This is a genomic window from Streptomyces sp. NPDC055254 (assembly GCF_053606025.1).
Genome location: NZ_JBSGQV010000010.1, coordinates 176,789 through 191,600, shown reverse-complemented (window position 1 = coordinate 191,600; position 14,812 = coordinate 176,789). Strand labels below are relative to the sequence as shown.

Here is a 14,812-nt window from a genome sequence, read left to right as displayed (position 1 = left end):
TGTTCGCCGCCCGCCTAGGGTGGGGGCATGTTCAGCTCGTCACCCCATCTGGCGCCGGTCACCGCGGACAACTTCGACGCGGTGTGCGCGGTGCGGGTCCATCCCTTCCAGGAGCACCTCGTCTCCCCCGTCGTGAAGTCGCTGGCGGAGGCCTACGTCCACGGGGAGGCCGCGTGGCCGCGGGCGGTGGTCGACGGTGGGGAGGTCGTCGGGTTCGTGATGGCTTTCATGGACATCGTCTGGGACCCGGAGCGGGATGCGCGGGAGCGGCGTTCGGGGATCTGGCGGCTGAACATCGGCGCGGGTCACCAGGGCAAGGGTTACGGCCGGTTCGCGGTCGGGGCGGTCGCCGAGGAGATCCGCCGCCGGGGCGCGGACCGCGCGTACGTGACCTGGCATCCGGGCGAGGACGGCCCCCAGCCGTTCTACCTGGGGTTGGGGTTCCGCCTGACCGGTGAGAGCAGCGGCGGCCAGACGGTGGGCGTACTGCCCCTGCCCTGACGGACGGCCGCGCCGCCGAGGGCGTGACGCGGGTTCCCCACCCGGGCCGCGGTCCCGCCCGCGCCCCTGCCCTGACGGACGGCTGTGCCGGCGGGGGCGTGACGCGGGGTCCCCGCCCGGGCCGCGGTCCCGCCCTGGCCCTCGGCCGCCGGCCCTCGGGCTGCGGACCCGGCCCGGCCCTTTCGGTTCCCCCTGCTTCGGTCGCCCGGCCCGCGCGAGCCCCGGCCGACCGCCCGAACCGGGCGATGATCCCGCCACGCCGCGGCAGCAGTCCCCGCACGGCCCCCAGACTCAGGCCGAGCCGAGCCCCGGGGCCGCAGCCCGCCCCGGCCTCGGTCCCAGGCCTCGGGTTTCGGGCGCCTGGTCCTCCAGCGCCCGGCACCCCCGGTTCCCCGGTCCGGGTCGGGGTCGGGGCGGCCCCCGGTCCCAGGCCCCCCAGGCCCGGCTTCGGCCGCCCGCTCCTTGCCCTCCGGTCCCCGGCCCGACTCCTCGGTCCCGTCCTCGGTCCTGGTCGGGGTCCGGGCGGGCGGAGGCGGCCGGTGTGCCCGCATCACCACCGGCCCGCACCGCCGCTGCGGCCCCGGACGGCCCCCGACCCCCGATCCAAGCCGCCCCGCCCCGACCATGGGCCGCAGTCCCCGGCCTTGGCCCCGGCCTTGGCCCCGGCCTCGGATCCCTGCCCCCGGTCCGGGCCGGGTCCGGGCGGCCGGTGTGCCCGTATCACCACCGGTCCGGGCCGGTGGTGCGGCCCGGACGGGCCCCCGACCCCGGCCCGGGCGGTTCCGCCCTTGGGGTTCCGGTCCACCGTGGGGTCCCGGGCCTCGGCTCCGGGCCCGGGCCCGGGCGGGCGGGCGGGCGGTGTGCCCGTACGGCCGGCCGGGGCGGGGGCGGCGGCCGGGGTCCGCGGTTCGTCGTGCGGTGCCGGTGGTCGGGGTTGTGGGCGCCGGCGTCCCGACCGTGGCGCGCCGGTGGCTTCCCGCGGGGGGCCGGATCCTTGTGCCTGCCGCCCGGCGGCATCCCCCGCGCCCGCGCGGACCGTTCCGGCCTCGTCGAGAATTCTTGCCGCCGGGCCGATGAGTTTTCCGGGCGTGCGCGGTCCGTCCTCGTGACAGCACGCGCCCCACCGCCGGCCGGCCGGCCGCGATACAGATGGGAACACCAGGACATGAGCGCAGCCGTGAAGGGCCCCGCCGGCTACTTCCCCTCCATCGAGAAGAGGTACGGCCACCCGATCGCCCACTGGCAGGACCTCATCCGCTCCTCGCCGCTGAGCGGGCACATGGAACTGGTCGGCTGGCTCAAGTCGCAACACGCACTGGGCCACGGCCACGCCAACGCCCTGGTCGCCCACACCCGCGCGCAGGACTTCGCCGCACGCTGAGCCCCCGGCCCCGGGTGGCGACAGGTGTCGGGGCGCGTGTCCGCGTACCGGCCGCGGCGCGACCCGGCGCGCGAGCTCACGGCCCCGGTGCGGCGGGCACGTGTGGGGGCCCGCGCGCGCCGGTCCGCGCGCGGCCCCGGGGCTTGCGGCTCCTACGGCCCCGGCCCGGCCCGGGCGGTGAGGGTCGGGTGCCGTGCGGTGGGGTTCCGCCCCGGCGCGTACCGGGCGCACGGCGGCCCTGTCCCCGTACCGGGGGCCGGTCGCGGGGTGTTGGCCCGTGGCGCGGGGTTTCGCGCGGGTCGTTCCGGGGCGGGGGTGGTGGGGGGCGAGGAATATGATCACATGGGCGTATGACGAGGAATCTGTACCTGTTCTGCTCCGCCGCGGAGCCCGTTTTCGATGTGGCCCATGTGATCGAGGACGCCCAGTCACGGGGGTGGGACGTGTGCCTGGGGCTGACGCCGACGGCGGCGCGGTGGGTGGCCGAGAGCCTCGACGGGTTGGCCGCGCTGACCGGTCGGCCGGTGCGCTGGCAGTACAAGTTGCCCGGGGAGCCCGATGTGTGGCCGGACGCGGACGCCCTGTTGTTCGCTCCGCTCACGTTCAACTCGGTGAACTCCTGGGCGCTGGGTCTGACGGGGCGGTTCACCGCGGGGGTCGCGGCGGAGGCGTTGGGCCGGGGCACGCCGGTGGTGGCGATGCCGTGCGTGAACGCCGCGCTCGCCGCGCATCCGCAGTTCGAGCAGTCCTTGTCGGTGCTGCGGGGGGCGGGGGTGGAACTGCTGTGGGGTGAGGGCGGGTTCGTTCCCGGACCGGCGGGAGCGGACGCGCCGGCGCGTTTTTTGTGGCAGGCCGCGCTGGACGCGGTGGACCGCGCGGCCGCCGCCCGGTCCTGAACCCGCTGCCCTCCTCGGGCGGGTTATTCGCCGGTGGTGGCGTCGATGGCCTCGCGGAGCAGGTCGGCGGGGCCGTTGTGGCGGGCGTGCTCCTCGATCATGTGGGTCAGGATGTGGCGCGGGGAGTACGCGTGGTCGGTGGGGCGGCCGCGGGTGTCCAGGGAGCCGGCGGCTTCGACGGCGGCGCGGGAGCGGGAGCGGGCGCGGGCGTCCTCCCACAGGGCCGGGGCGTGGGCGGGGTCGGCGTCCTGGACGTCGAACTCGCTGCGCCGGCCGGCCTCGTCCCGCGGGTGGTGGCCGCGGGCGTCCTGGCCGTGCGAGGCGGTGCGCAACCGGCCGCGTTCGACCTCGGTGAGGTGGCGCAGGAGTCCCAGGAGGGTCAGTGAGGACGGGGGACGGCCGGGCGGCGCGGTTGTTCGGGGTTCAGGCCCGCGCATTTCGTCATCAGGGTGTCGCGCCGGGGTCGCAGGACGCCGGTGAGCATCTCGTACTCGTCGCCGGTCGTGGCGGGGCGCGTGCGCCGGTCGCCGTTCCCGGGGTGGTCCTCGTCACCGTGGCGTTCGCGGGTGAAGTGGCGGTGGCGGGCGTGGGAGGCGGGGATGCGGGCGCGTTCGGCGGGGGTGAGGGCGGCCGGTTCGGCGAGGGTGGGTTCGGTGGTGGCGCCGGCGCCGGGCAGCAGGTTGAGGTGGACGCCAATGACCCGGGCGGGGTGGCGCAGGCCCAGTTCGCGGGAGACGGCCGCTCCCCAGTCGCCGCCCTGGACGCCGTAGGAGGGGTAGTGGAGGCGTTCCATGAGGGGGGCGAAGGCGCGGGCGACGCGGGTGAACTCCCAGCCCTTTTCGGTGGTGGGGCCCGACAGGGTGAAGCCGGGGATGCTGGGCAGGACCAGGTGGAAGGCGTCGGCGGGGTCGCCGCCGTGCGCGCGGGGTCGGTCAGGGGGCCGGCGACGTGCTGGAACTCCACGAACGAGCCGGGCCGGCCGTGGGTCATCAGCAGGGGTGCGGTGTGCGGTTCGGGTGAGCGCAGGTGCGCGAAGTGCACCCGGGTGCCGTCGATGACGGTGGTGTACTGCGGCCACTGGTTCAGCCGTGCCTGGGCGGCGTTCCAGTCGTACTCCTCGCGCCAGTAGCGGGTCAACTCCCCTACCCGGGCCAGGGGCATCCCGTACGCCCGTCCCGCGCCGGGCAGTTCGTCGGGCCGGCGGGTGCGGCGCAGCCGCTCGGCGAGGTCGTCGAGGTCCGCCTGCGCCACGTCGAGCCGAAACCGCGTCACTTCCCCGCCCGGATCGTCACCCATGGCCCTCACGACGCCAGGTCGGGCCGGGGCGGCCGGGGACGGGGCGGCGGGTCGGCCGCGGACCGGGCTCGGGAGGCGGGGACAGGGCGGGAGCGTCGGCGGGGCGGCGGGTCGACCGAGGGCCGGGAGGCGGGGCCGGGGCGGTCGGTGGCCGGGAGGCGGGGCCGGGGCGGGGCGGGCTCGGGCGAGGCGGGTTCGGGCTGCCGGGGGCCGGGCTCGGGCCGCCGAGGCCGGGGGCGGGGGCGTAGGGCCGGGGACGGGGGCGTAGGGCCGGGGACGGGTCGGCTGCCGGGGACGGGGGCGTAGGGCCGGGGACGGGTCGGCTGCCGGGGGCCGGGGGTGGTGTTGGGGTCCGGGTGCGGGTGCGGGAGAGGAAAGGGGATCATGCGGTCATAGGGGGTGCTGCGGTTGCTTAAAAGTACTGGGCGACTGGTTTCTTTCATCGGGGCCGGGCTAGATTGGCCCCCGTAACGGGCCGCCGCCGGGGCGGCTTTGCCGGGCTCCGCGCGTACTGCCGGGGGCTTTGACCGACCGGGGGGCGCGCGTGGCGAGGGTCAGGCAGGAACGGGCCGAGGTCACCCGGCAGGCGATCCTCGACGGGGCCGCGGCCGCTTTCGACCGGGCCGGTTTCGAGGGCACGAGTCTGAGTGACGTCGTGCGCAACGCCGGGGTCACCAAGGGCGCCCTGTACTTCCACTTCCCGTCCAAGGAAGCCCTCGCCCGGACCCTGATGGACGAGCAGTTCCGTATCTCCGAGGGCCTTCCGGCCGTCGAGGACCCCGGTCTGCAGACCGTCATCGACCTCTCCCACCAGATGGCCCACGGCCTGCGCGAGAACGTGCGGATCCGCGCGGGTATCCGCCTGGTCGTGGAGTTCGGTTCCTTCACCGACCCCGACCCGGCCCCGTACAACGCCTGGATCGACACCTGCCGGGGCTGTCTGGTCCCGGCCCAACGCGACGGGGACGTGCTGGGCTCGCTGGACGTGCACGACCTGTCGGTGTTCCTCGTCGGTGCGTTCACCGGTGTCCAGGTCACCTCGCACGTGCGCAGTGGCCGCGCGGACCTGCACACCCGTATCAGCGACCTGTGGACCTTCCTGCTGCCGGGCATCGTGCCCGCCGACCGCGTCCACCGCTTCGAGGTGGCCGGCTCCCCCGCCCTGCGGGCGGCCGTCGCGGACGCGGACGGCGCCGGGGTCCTGGCCACCGGCTGACGGCGGGCCCAGGGCGGTCTCGCACACGCCGTGGCGAACCACGGGGGTGCTCGCCACGGCGTGGGCGAGACCGCCCTGTCACCACCTCCACGACCCCGGACCCCGACCCGACCCCGACCCGACCTCGACCGGACCCCGGCTCCGGCACCCGCCGCGCGCAGCGCGACGGGCGTCCTCGCGGGCGGGCGGGGGCGCCGGCGGGCGAACCCCCCGCTTGCGCAAGGGGGTTGGCGCCAAGGGGCGGATCCCGGCGCCGAGGCCGCCCCGGCGGGGCGCACGGGGGGCGGGGCCGGGCGGGGGCGGCCCGCCCCACACCCGCATCCGCATCCGCATCCGCGCCCGCACCTGCCCGCGCCCGCATCCGCGCCCGCACGTGCCCGCGCCCCCGTACCCGTGCTCGTCCCCGTATGCGTACCGGTGCTCGTCCCCGTACCCGTACCGGTGCTCGTCTCCGTACCCGTACCGGTGCTCGTCTCCGTACCCGTACCGGTGCTCGTCTCCGTACCCGTGTGCGCCTTCGCGCTCGTACCTGCCTGCGCGTCGCGCCTGCCTGCGTCCGCGCACCGGTGCGCGTACGTGCGCTCGCGTGCTCGTAGCCGTACTTCCGTTCGCCCGCGTACGTGCGCCGCAACGGGTTCTGGCCGCGCGCCGGTTGGGGTGTCGGTGTTCGACCGGAACGGGGCGCGGGGTGGGGCGGGGGTCGGGGGTTTCGGCCACTGTTTTCAGCCAGTGTTTTCTTCGGTACGGTTTCCTGTTTTCCGGCGGGCCCGGTGGGCGGCCGCGCTGGCGCGGTTTCCGCAGATTTGCGGGCTGCAAAAGCGGCGGGACTGATTGCGGGAGACGTCGACGAATACTTCGGCGCAGCGGTGTCCGACGCAGATGTGCAGGCGGCTGGTTCCGGTGGCGGTGACGACGGCGAGCAGGCCCATGGCGGCGTTGACCGCGTACTGGTCCACGGGTGGGGATGCGGGGTCGGCGACGTGCAGGTGCCAGGGTCCTGCGTCGTGGCGGGTGTAGTGCGGCAGGCTGCGGTGACCGGCGAGGATCTGGTTGAGGAGGGTGACGGCGGTGGTCTCGTCCCCGGCGGCGAAGACCTCCCGCAGGGCGGGGCGCAGGGCGCGGGCGCGTTCGAGGTCGCGGGTGGTGGGCACGGTTTCGAGGCGGATGCCGTGGGTGACGAGGAGGTCCGCGAGGGCGGCCACGTCCGGCATTTTTTCCGTTTCGCGCACGATGTTATAGGTATTGACCAAATCTTCGGCCCATGCCACTGGATCTTCGAGGTAACTAGCAAACATCACCATGGCTCCGTATTATTGGTCTCGCTTCCCGTTCCGAGGTGGAGGGCCAATGGATTCCCAAGAGGCATTACCCGCTCCCGTCCCCGCGACTGAAGGATATTCCCCGCCACCGGGATTCCGTCAGGAGTGGCTGCTCGGACTTCGCATGGCGGTCCCGCTGGCTGTCGCGGTGTTCGGGTTCGCGGTGTCCTTCGGGGTGGTGGCGCGCGCCGCGGGCATGGGAATCGTGGCGCCGATCGCGATGTCGCTCACGACGTTCGCGGGGTCCGCGCAGTTCGCGGCCGCCTCCGTGCTGGGGACCGGTGGCGGGATCGCGGCGGCGATCGTGGCGGCGGTGCTGCTGAACTCCCGTTACCTGCCGATCGGGATCAGTGTGGCGCCGGTGATGACGGGGGGTGTGCTGAAACGGTTCGCCTCCGCGCAGCTGGTCGTCGACGAGTCGTGGGCGGTGGGCCATCTGGGTGAGGGGCGCTATTCCCGCGGCCGGCTGCTGGGCGCGGGGGTGCTGGTCTACTGCGCGTGGGTGGGCGGGACGGCCGTGGGGGTGCTGGGTGCCCAGTACCTGGGCGATCCGTTGCGGTTCGGGCTGGACGTGGTGTCGCCGGTGTTGTTCCTGGCGCTCCTCAAGGGGCAGATCAGTGACCGGCGTTCGCTGGTCTGCGCGATCCTGGGCGTGGCGATCGCGCTGTCGCTGATGCCGTTCGCGTCGCCGGGTGTTCCGTTGATCGCGGCGACCGCCGCCTGTCTGCTGGGGCTGAGGAAGCGATGAGCGGGGTATGGCTGGCGGTCCTGCTGGTGGGTGCCGTCTCGATGGGGCTCAAAGCGGCCGGGCCGGTGCTGCTGGGCGGGCAGGAGCTGCCCGACCGGATGCGCAGTGTCGTCGCGTTGATGGCTCCCACCCTGCTGGCCGCGTTGATCGCCACGCAGATGTTCGGCGACGGGCAGGGGCTTGCGGTCGATGCCCGCGCGGTGGGGCTGGCCGTCGGCGCGTTCGGTGTCTGGCGCAAGTGGCCCACGCTCCTCGTGGTATTCCTGGGCGCGCTGGCCACCGCGTTGACCCGGCTGGCCGCCGGATGAGAAGGGACACTCCCATGACCGGGAACCACACCACCGGCCGGGTATGGCCGACCGCCGCCCTGTGGGACGCGGGCCTGCGCCTGGGCCACACCCTGGCCCTGCCTCCGCTGCCGCTGCGGCCGGCCGCGCCCGGGATGCGGTTGTCGGGGCCGGTGCGGACCGTGCCCCACACCCACGGCGTCGCCTCCATCCTGGAGGCCCTCGACGCCGCCGCGCCCGGTGACGTCCTGCTGATCGACAACCAGGGCCGTACCGACGAGGCGTGCGTGGGTGACCTCGTCGCCATCGAGGCCCGCCTCGCCAAGATCGCCGGGATCCTGGTCTGGGGCTGCCACCGCGACAGCGACGACCTCGCCGTCATCGGCCTGCCCGTCTTCAGCCTCGGCCCCTGCCCGGCCTCGCCCACCCCCCGCCCCGCACCCACCGAAACGGACACGGGCACGCGCACGGATGGTACGGGCGCGGGTGGGGCGGGGGGTGGCGGGGAGGCGTTCAAGGCCACCGACGGCGACATCGCCGTCGCGGACTCCGACGGCCTCGTCATCATCCCCGCCGCCGCCCACCACGACATCCTCGACGCGGCCCGCACCATCGTTAAGGCCGAACAGCACCAGGCCAACCAAGCCCTCGGCGGCATCAGCCTCCGCGAACAACTGCGCTGGCACGACTACCAGGAACAACGCCGCACCGACCCCGCCTACACCTTCCGCGCCCACCTCACCCGCATCAACGGCGCACTCGAATAACCCCTGGACAGGCCCCGCCGCACGGGCGCCGGGGGGTACGGGGCGCGGGCGCGGGCCGCGGTGGGGGCACTAGCCCTGCGGGGCACGGGTCCTGCGGGGCACGGGCGCGGGCCGCGGTGGTGGCGCGGGCCCTGCGGGGCGCGGGTCCTGCGGGGCACGGGCGCGGGCCCTGCGGGTACGGGTCCTGCGGGGCACGGGCGCGGGCCCTGCGGGTACGGGTCCTGCGGGGCACGGGCGCGGGCCCTGCGGGTACGGGTCCTGCGGGGTACGGGTCGCGGGTCCTGCGGTGGGGCGCGCGCGGGCGCTGCCGCACGGGCACAGGGTGTACGGGCCGCGGGGGATACGGCGTACGGTCGGCCCCGTCCGGACGGGATCGACCGGCGGCCCCCGGGTGCCGCCAATCGGTGTACCAGACGAACGTGGACAGCCGAACGGGACAGCCGGGGGGAAACTCGGCCCCACCCCGGACCCGGCCCGCCCGAAGGCCCGGATCGAAGGCCCGGCAGCCCTACGCCTCGGCCGGGCTCGGGCCCGGAAAATCGCCAGCCGACCCGGGGGCCGGAAAACAGCAACCCCTCCACCCACGACCGGAAACCCGGCAACCCCGCCGACCCGCTTGGCCCGGGGGCCGGGCGCCGGCCCGGGGACCGGAAAACAGCAGCCCCCCCCCCGCCCGCGGCCGGAACCCGGCAACCCCGCGGGCCCGGGCCCGGCAGCCCGGCCGCCCTGGTTGGCCGGGGGCCGAAGAACCTCCAGCCCCCCGCCCTGGTTGGCCGGGAGCCGGGAACCGCCGGCCCGGGGGCCGGGAAACAGCAGCCCCTCCGCCCGATGCCGGGAACCCGGCAACCCCGCGGGCCCGGGCCCGGCAACCCCGCCGGCCCGGGCCCGGGGAACCGGCCGGCCCGCTTGGCCCGAGGGCCGAAGAACCGCCGGCCCGCCGATCCGGAACCCCGCCGCCCCGCCGCCCCGGGAACCGGCGGGCCCCGCCGCCCGCCGGGGTCACCGGCCGGTTGTCACAGGTGGGCGCGGGTGAAGGCGACCTGCCGGCGGAAGACCTCCACCCGTTCCTCCACCCCCGTCATGCTGTGCCCGAAGTCGTGTTCGTGGAACTCCACCACCACCCCCCGCTCCCCCAGCCGCCGCGCGTACGCGCGGGCCTGCCCGATCGGGCAACGCGCGTCGTTGACACCCGCGCTGATGAACACCGGCACCCGTACCCGGTCCACGTACGTCGACGGCGACGCGTCCCGGTACCGCTCGGGAACCTCCGCGGGCGAGCCGCCGAACAGGCTCCGATCCAGCGCCTTGATGTCCTCCATCACCCCCTCGTGCGCCGCCGCGCAGTCCGCGACCGGCGCCCCCGCCAGCGCCAACGCCCAATCCTTTGGCCGTGTCCCCACCGCCAGCAGCGCCAGATACCCGCCCCAGGACGAGCCCGCCACCACCAGCCGCCGCGGATCGGCGACCTTCTCCTCGATCACCCACCGCCGTACCGCGTCCACGTCCTCCAGCTCCGTGTGCCCCACCCGCTCCCGCAACGCCGCCGTCCACGCCCGCCCGTACCCGGTCGAACCGCGGTAGTTGACCCGCACCACCGCGAAGCCCTCGTCCGTCCACGCCGCGACCTGCGGATCGAAACCGTCACGGTCGTGGTCGTCGGGACCCCCGTGCAGCAAGAACACCGTCGGGTACGGGCCCTCCCCCACCGCCGGCACACTGAGCAGCGCGTGGACCGGCCCGCCCGGCCCCTGCACCCACACCTGCCGCGAGCGCCCCGCCCGCGGCGCCGCCCCACCCGCCGGGAACCCCGGGTCCTCCTCGCCCAGCGCCGTGAACACCGGCGGGTGCGCCGAGTCCGACCACAGCATCCACACCCCGCCCCCGGGCCGTGTCCGCGCGTGCTCCACCGTCCCCGGCGCCACCTCCAACTCCACCAACTCACGCGAAGCCGGCGTGAACCGGTACATCCGCGAACGCGCCCGATGGTCATGGACCACCAGCAGCGACGCCCCGTCCTGCGCCCACTCCACCACCGTCTCCCCCGCCAGCCCCAACTCGTAGCGCTCCCACACCCCGGACGCCACGTCGTAGATCGCCGGCTCCCACCCGTCGCCGCGCCCCTCCAGCACCAGCAACCGGTTGTCACCCGGCACCGGCGAGAAACCCACCGCCTCGCCCTCCAGATCCACCACCGGCGACCCGTCGGCCACCGACACCACCCGCAGCCCCGGATCGAAGAGATCACCGCGCTCACTGTGCGCGATCACCGCCAGCGTCAGATCACGCGAGAGATCCACCGCGTACGCCGGCTCCTGGTGCCCGTACAACACGCGGGCCCGCCCGTCCGGACCCACCAGCGACACCGTCGTTCCCTCCTCCCCCGAACGCCCCACCAGAGCGTGTCCGCGCACCCCGATCGCCAGCCCCGCCTGCCAGTACGGCTTCGCCCCCACGATCGCCGGCGTGTCCGGGCCGCCCCCGAACGGCTGACGCATCCACTGACCGAGCTCGTCCCCCCCGGTATCAGCGAACCACCACACCGCCTCACCCGACGCCTCGATCGCGCAATGCGCCACCCCCGACGCCCCATCGGTGACCTGACGCACCGTGCCAGCCCCACGATCCCAGCAGTACACCTGCGCCCGCCCCGATGCGTCCCCCACGAACACACACCGCTCCGGCGCGCTCTTCGCCCACGCCGGCAACGTGAAACGCGCCGCCCGAAACCGCCGCTCCCACAACGGCACCCCACCCCCGCCCACACCCTCCGACACCCGAACACCACCCGCATCAGAAACCGACCCGGACACCCCGAACACCACCCCTCCACCACACCGAAACCAACACCGACACCAACACCAACACCAACACCGACAACCGGACGAGAAACCCACCGCAACCAGGGACAACCACCAACACCCGAACCCCGAACCCCACCCCCACCTCCACCCCCAGGACCACCCACCCCTCACCCCGCCACCCGAACCACCCCCACAACCACACCCCGCCCCCACCCCGGACGAAACCCCGAACCCGGACACGCACCCGGACCCCACCCGGCCCCGGCACACGCTCCAACCCCGAGCCCGGGCGCGCGCTCCAACCCCGAGCCCCGGCGCGCGCTCCAACCCCGGGCCCGGGCACGGGGACGGGGACGGGCACGGGGACGGCCCGGGCACGGGTACGGGCACGGGCACGGGGACGGCCCGGATACGGGGACGGCCCGGATACGGGGACGGCCGCCGACCTGCCCCGGCCCGAACACCGGCACAAGGACGGGTCCGGGCGCCGGTCCGAGCACGAGTCCCGGTCCGCATACGGGCCCGGACACTGGGACGGGCAGTGGTCCCGACACGGACTTCGGACCGCACAGGGACACGAGCACCGGCCCAAGCCCGGACGCCGGCACGACTACGGATCCCAGCACGGATCCTGGCCCCGGTACGGGTCCTGGCCCCGGCGGTGGCCGGTGCACGGACGCGGACTTCGCAACGGACAGGGACACGAGCACAGGCCCAGGTCCGGACGTCGGCACGACTACGGGTCCTGGCCCGTACACGGACACGGGGCCGGACACGGACACGGGGCCGGGCACGGACACGGACAGCGGTCCGGGCGCCGACCCCGGCACGGACAGGGACACCAGCACCGGCCCGCACAGCAGCGCGGCGGCTACCGCTCCGGACACGGGTCCGAGCCCGGGCCCCGGCCCGGACAGCTCAGGCTCGGACGCGAGTCCGGGTACGAGCCCTGTCCCGGACGCTCGCACGGGGCCGCTTCCCGCTCGCGACGCACGTCCTGATGCGGGCCCGGGCCCCACCACGGCCCCCGAGCCGAACTCCGGCACGGGCAACGACTCGGACGCACACGCCCGCCCGGGCACCAACCCCGACGGTGACAGAAACACGGACACCGGCCCGGACACCCACACGCCCCCGAGTCCGAGTCCGGGTCCCGACGCGAAGCCGCGCACACGTCCTGTTCCGAAAACGGAAACAGGCACGGGCACGGACACAAACGCCTGCACGAACACTGTCCCGCCCCCGGACCCTTGCCCAAGGACAGACCAAAGGCCGGACACAAACCCCGACACGAACCTGAACACGGGCCCCGACACGGGCCTCAGCACGGGCCATGATCCGAGCACGGGTCCTGCCCCGGACGCCCGCACGGAAACCGACTCAGAAACGGACGCCTGCACGGGACCGAAACCGGGACCGAAACCGGGACCGGGACGGAGGCCGAAACCGGGACCGGAGCGGGCACCGGAGCCGGAACCGGGACGAGGGCCAGAACCGGGACCGGGGTCGGCACCGGGGTCGGGACGCGGGCCGGAACCGGGTCCGGGGTCGCTACGGGGGCCGGGGCCAGAGCCGGAACCGGGACGCGGGCCGGAACCGGGACCGGGGTCGGCACCGGGGTCGGGACGCGGGCCAGAACCGGGTCCGGGGCCGCTACGGGGGCCGGGGCCAGAGCCGGAACCGGGACGCGGGCCGCTACGGGGGCCGGGGCCAGAGCCGGAACCGGGGCCAGAACCGGGGCCGGGACCGGGGCCAGAGCCGCTACGGGGGCCGGGGCCGGAACCGGTTGGGTGTGCCTGCCCGGAGGAGCACACGGCACCAGCCGCCACCCGCGCGGGAACACCTACGGCAACCGGTAGAGCACCAGGATCGGCGCAACCGCGAACGACTGACCAGGGTGTCACGGACCCGCGCACCACCACCTCACCGGCCACACAGACGCCCAGGGAAAACGACACCCGGAGCCGACCGGACCGAACACCCCGAACAAGCCGCCCGAAACCGGCCACCCCGAAACGAACCAACCCCAAACGGGCCCGCCCGAAACCACCCACCCCGAACCGATCCGGCCGAAACGTTCCGCCTCGCGAACGAGGCCGCCCCGGACCGGGCCGCCCCTGGCCGGGCCGCCCCTGGCCGGGCCGCCCCGAGACCGGCCGCCCCGAAACCGGCCGCCCCGGAGCGGGCCGGGCCGCCGGGGCCGGGTGGGGACATGTCAGTGGCAGCCGCAACTGGCCGCGGTCACCCGGTTCATCCGACGCCGCGGACGCTCCTCCACCGCCGTACCCGCCCCCGCCAACGGCGCACCCCCGTCCGCCCACGAAAGCGTACTGGTCGCGCACTCCAACACGATCTGGAACTCCGTCAACGGCAACGAACCCAACACCAGATGCACCGACACCGCCGCCTTGCCCGTACTGGCCGCGTTCGACTCGCAATTGAACGGCAACCGCGGAGCGGCCCGGTTCAACCCGAACTCCACACCGAACACCCGCCCGTGCCCCGCATCCGAAGCGAACAACTCCCGCAACGCGTCCGCCGCCTGCGCCGAACCCGCCTCCGCCGCCTTCAAATCCCGCACCACACCGTCCTCGACGGTCAACACCAACGGGTAATGCGACAACGGCGACAACCGCTCGAACAACTCCTGGCAGCGCCCCGCACCCGCCGACCGCGCCGTCACCAACGGCCAGCCCTTCACCGCGATCTGCCCCGACACCACCGTGCCCACCGAGTCCGCCGCCAGCCGCTCACGACCCGCCGACACCGAGCGCACCGCACCCGGCGAGAACACACCCGGCTCCGAAAACGACCACCGCGGCCCCGGGAACGCCAACTTCGCCACCGACGACGTCAACGGATCCTCCAACACCAACGCCCGCCCGTCGGAACCCAACGCCTCCACCAGCGAACGCCCCGCGCCCGCGATCACCGACGGATCCGCCTTCTCCAAAGACTCCACCACCGCCCGCGCCTGATCCAGCGCCAACGCCCCCGACCCCACCCGCACCACCGCGACCGTCCGCGAAGGACCCACCTCCACCGCCGGCGCACCCCACAAACCCTCATCCGCCGCGACCACCAGCACATCACTGCCCGCCGGCACCCGCGAACGCAACACCTCAGTCAACGACTCACCCACACCCGCCACCACCACCACACCCTCCCCATAACGGGAAGACGACTCGATCCGGAAGGAAGCGGCGAACTTGTTTTCCAACACGAGAACAAAATGGTTACGGCCGCTCCCGTACTGGCGATAGGCCTCAGGACGAACGATAATCACCGTGGACACTCCCAGATCGATGTGCGGTGTCTCAGCGAGGCGGGTCGAGCTACCATCTCGACCCGCCTCGCATTCGGACTCCTTGACGCCCACCCCAATTCCCTACGGGCGGAACGCGGGGTGACAGTCCATCACCCACAACCCGGCTCAGCCCAGAAGGGTGCCCAGGTAGTTGCTGTTCTTACGAACCTTGATCGTCTTCTTCACGGCCCACACCTCCCCCCCCGGCACTCGAAACCAGTCCCGACTGCTGCCCGGCTCAGCCCAGAAGGGTGCCCAGGTAGTTGCTGTTCTTACGAACCTTGATCGTCTTC

Annotated in this window: 11 protein-coding genes and 1 pseudogene; 7 read left to right on the top strand and 5 right to left on the bottom strand. The window is 74.4% G+C overall.

From position 1 onward, the window contains the following. Nucleotides 1-27 precede the first annotated feature (27 nt). The 3 genes from ACWFQ8_RS13685 to ACWFQ8_RS13675 all read left to right on the top strand — a co-directional run bounded on the left by ACWFQ8_RS13685 (nucleotide 28) and on the right by ACWFQ8_RS13675 (nucleotide 2,778). The gene (locus tag ACWFQ8_RS13685; RefSeq protein ID WP_453786376.1) at nucleotides 28-501 is read left to right on the top strand and encodes a GNAT family N-acetyltransferase; all 474 of its coding nucleotides are present in this window, start codon (nucleotides 28-30) and stop codon (nucleotides 499-501) included. 1,165 nt (nucleotides 502-1,666) lie between these two features. Continuing rightward, entirely contained in the window at nucleotides 1,667-1,882 is a 216-nt protein-coding gene (locus ACWFQ8_RS13680) for a DUF4287 domain-containing protein (protein WP_453786375.1), read from the top strand. Between the two features lie 350 nt (nucleotides 1,883-2,232). Continuing rightward, entirely contained in the window at nucleotides 2,233-2,778 is a 546-nt protein-coding gene (locus tag ACWFQ8_RS13675; RefSeq protein WP_453786374.1) for a flavoprotein, read from the top strand. A 23-nt stretch (nucleotides 2,779-2,801) separates the two neighbouring features. On the opposite strand, the gene ACWFQ8_RS13670 is transcribed toward ACWFQ8_RS13675, so the two are convergent. Together ACWFQ8_RS13670 and ACWFQ8_RS13665 are read right to left on the bottom strand one after the other, a co-directional pair. After that, nucleotides 2,802-3,215, bottom strand: coding sequence for a mycothiol transferase (locus ACWFQ8_RS13670; RefSeq protein ID WP_453786373.1), 414 nt, complete (start codon nucleotides 3,213-3,215; stop codon nucleotides 2,802-2,804). 65 nt (nucleotides 3,216-3,280) lie between these two features. Continuing rightward, nucleotides 3,281-4,074 (bottom strand): annotated as a pseudogene (locus tag ACWFQ8_RS13665) (epoxide hydrolase family protein); the annotation flags it as partial. A 544-nt stretch (nucleotides 4,075-4,618) separates the two neighbouring features. Here ACWFQ8_RS13665 and ACWFQ8_RS13660 point away from each other — a divergent pair. Beyond that, a complete protein-coding gene (locus ACWFQ8_RS13660) occupies nucleotides 4,619-5,290 on the top strand; it encodes a ScbR family autoregulator-binding transcription factor (RefSeq protein ID WP_453786372.1) in 672 nt (223 codons plus the stop codon). 722 nt (nucleotides 5,291-6,012) lie between these two features. Here the strand turns inward: ACWFQ8_RS13660 and ACWFQ8_RS13655 are convergent. Further along, the gene (locus tag ACWFQ8_RS13655; RefSeq protein WP_453786371.1) at nucleotides 6,013-6,585 is read right to left on the bottom strand and encodes a CGNR zinc finger domain-containing protein; all 573 of its coding nucleotides are present in this window, start codon (nucleotides 6,583-6,585) and stop codon (nucleotides 6,013-6,015) included. Nucleotides 6,586-6,733: 148 nt separating this feature from the next. Between ACWFQ8_RS13655 and ACWFQ8_RS13650 the strand changes: the two genes are divergently transcribed. From ACWFQ8_RS13650 to ACWFQ8_RS13640, 3 genes are read left to right on the top strand one after another with little or no spacing between them, the layout of a single operon-like run. After that, a complete protein-coding gene (locus ACWFQ8_RS13650) occupies nucleotides 6,734-7,357 on the top strand; it encodes an AzlC family ABC transporter permease (protein WP_453786370.1) in 624 nt (207 codons plus the stop codon). Beyond that, nucleotides 7,354-7,665 carry an AzlD domain-containing protein gene (locus tag ACWFQ8_RS13645; RefSeq protein WP_453786369.1) on the top strand — a complete coding sequence of 104 codons (312 nt, stop codon included), beginning with the start codon at nucleotides 7,354-7,356 and terminating at the stop codon, nucleotides 7,663-7,665. Before ACWFQ8_RS13650 ends, ACWFQ8_RS13645 begins: the two co-directional genes overlap by 4 nt. 14 nt (nucleotides 7,666-7,679) lie before the next feature. Then, nucleotides 7,680-8,411: an RraA family protein gene (locus ACWFQ8_RS13640; protein WP_453786368.1), complete on the top strand. Its 732-nt coding sequence runs from the start codon at nucleotides 7,680-7,682 to the stop codon at nucleotides 8,409-8,411. 1,013 nt (nucleotides 8,412-9,424) lie between these two features. Here ACWFQ8_RS13640 and ACWFQ8_RS13635 read toward each other — a convergent pair. Both ACWFQ8_RS13635 and ACWFQ8_RS13630 read right to left on the bottom strand, forming a co-directional pair. Continuing rightward, the gene (locus ACWFQ8_RS13635; protein WP_453786367.1) at nucleotides 9,425-10,906 is read right to left on the bottom strand and encodes an alpha/beta hydrolase family protein; all 1,482 of its coding nucleotides are present in this window, start codon (nucleotides 10,904-10,906) and stop codon (nucleotides 9,425-9,427) included. Nucleotides 10,907-13,427: 2,521 nt separating this feature from the next. Then, a complete protein-coding gene (locus ACWFQ8_RS13630) occupies nucleotides 13,428-14,591 on the bottom strand; it encodes a hypothetical protein (RefSeq protein ID WP_453786366.1) in 1,164 nt (387 codons plus the stop codon). Nucleotides 14,592-14,812: the final 221 nt, after the last annotated feature.

Bases quoted from the DNA above. Each gene is read 5' to 3' on its own strand.
- ACWFQ8_RS13680 (WP_453786375.1), top strand. From the start codon at position 1,667: ATGAGCGCAGCCGTGAAGGGCCCCGCCGGCTACTTCCCCTCCATCGAG.
- ACWFQ8_RS13670 (WP_453786373.1), bottom strand. From the start codon at position 3,215: ATGCGCGGGCCTGAACCCCGAACAACCGCGCCGCCCGGCCGTCCCCCG.
- ACWFQ8_RS13650 (WP_453786370.1), top strand. From the start codon at position 6,734: ATGGCGGTCCCGCTGGCTGTCGCGGTGTTCGGGTTCGCGGTGTCCTTC.
- ACWFQ8_RS13640 (WP_453786368.1), top strand. From the start codon at position 7,680: ATGACCGGGAACCACACCACCGGCCGGGTATGGCCGACCGCCGCCCTG.
- ACWFQ8_RS13655 (WP_453786371.1), bottom strand. From the start codon at position 6,585: ATGTTTGCTAGTTACCTCGAAGATCCAGTGGCATGGGCCGAAGATTTG.
- ACWFQ8_RS13675 (WP_453786374.1), top strand. From the start codon at position 2,233: ATGACGAGGAATCTGTACCTGTTCTGCTCCGCCGCGGAGCCCGTTTTC.
- ACWFQ8_RS13635 (WP_453786367.1), bottom strand. From the start codon at position 10,906: ATGCGTCAGCCGTTCGGGGGCGGCCCGGACACGCCGGCGATCGTGGGG.
- ACWFQ8_RS13645 (WP_453786369.1), top strand. From the start codon at position 7,354: ATGAGCGGGGTATGGCTGGCGGTCCTGCTGGTGGGTGCCGTCTCGATG.
- ACWFQ8_RS13685 (WP_453786376.1), top strand. From the start codon at position 28: ATGTTCAGCTCGTCACCCCATCTGGCGCCGGTCACCGCGGACAACTTC.